Source organism: Mycobacterium sp. C31M (assembly GCF_053345865.1).
Genome location: NZ_JBKFAX010000041.1, coordinates 1 through 1325 on the forward strand (window position 1 = coordinate 1; position 1325 = coordinate 1325).

The window sequence follows — 1325 nt, forward strand, 5'->3', positions numbered from 1 at the left end:
GGTGGGTCGTTGTCGGTGTAGGTGGTGTTGGGTCGACCTCGTTTTTGGCGGTCCCCGTCCGACCCTTGTCGGTGGTGCCGTTGGCGATTCTGTTCGAGGGCGATTTCGAGTGCGTTGCGGGTGCGTTCGGCGTTGATGCGGTATTCGCGGTCGTGTTTTCGGGTGCGTTGTCGTGTCGGGATGGTGGGTTCGCGGTCGTGGTTGTCGATGAGGCTGATGTGGCGTTGTCGTGGGATCTCGGTGTGAAAGGCGTTGTGCGGGAACAGTACCGATGCCAGTGGTCTGGTGGTGTAGGTGTGTCCGGTGGGCGCGGCCCAGGTTGTTGAGCCGTCCGAATGGGCGGTGGGGGTCCAGCCGGTGTTCAGGGTCTTGATGAGGTGATGTTCGCGGCAGTACGGGCGCAGGTTGCCGGGGTGGGTGGCCCCGGCCGGCCAGGGGGTGACGTGGTCGAGGTCGGCTTTGTGGGCGGGCCGCCCGCAGCCGGGGAAGGCGCACGTCATCGATGTCATCCGCACGTACGCCCCGAGTTTGGCTGAGGGCCGGTAGCGGGGTTCTGGGCCGAGATCGTCCGGGCTGCTCAGGAAGCGGACTTTCGCGCCGCTGTTGACCAGTTCGGCGATGAGGTGGGCTGGGATGATGTCGCCGTCCAGGCAGGTGCCGGCTCCGGCGCCGGGTGCGGTGTAGTGCGCGGCGGGTGCGGCCGGTGGTTGCGGTTCGGCTTCCGGTGGCTCGTCAGATACCGGTTCCTCGGTGTCGGCCGCCGATTCCTCGGGTGGTTGTCGTGGATCGGGCCCGTCGCCGGGTGCGGGTGGGGTGGGTGCGGTGTGTGGTGGGTGGCCGTGTGCGGTGTCGGGTGGTTGTCCGGTGAGTACATAGATGGTGACCGCACCGGCGCGTGGATCGTTCCCGGATCCCGGGCAGTCGGTGTTGCCGCACAGGCACGTCAACCGGTCAGCGCCGGCCATGGCCGCGGCGAGCGCATCGGCGCGGCGTTCTTGTTTGGTGCGGGGGTCCTCGGCGCAGACACTGTCGGCTAACTGGTCGGCGCGCGCGTCGGTGAGCTTGGCGTCGGTGCTGCGCATGCGACCCCAGAAGGACACGACACCGTCGGGGTCGTCCTTGTCGCCGAATTCGAGGTAGCGGTCCTTGGCTGCGGCCTTGGACCGGATGACGGCCAGCGGATCGTATGTGTGGACCCAGTAGTCGATGGCCCGGATCAACCCCTCCTCCGATAAGGCGCCGAACTGGTGGGCGTTCTCGGCGATCCCGGTATCAATCGAGGCTAGGGCGTCGGGGTCGGTGACCAGGTGGGTGCGCCAGGTGAT

Annotated in this window: 1 protein-coding gene; it reads right to left on the bottom strand. The window is 67.3% G+C overall.

Annotation, left to right across the window (positions count from 1 at the left end; translation table 11 throughout):
• Nucleotides 1-1325, bottom strand: a 1325-nt coding sequence (locus tag ACLBYA_RS31575; protein ID WP_447713426.1) for a DUF222 domain-containing protein, incomplete at both ends; no start/stop codon positions are given.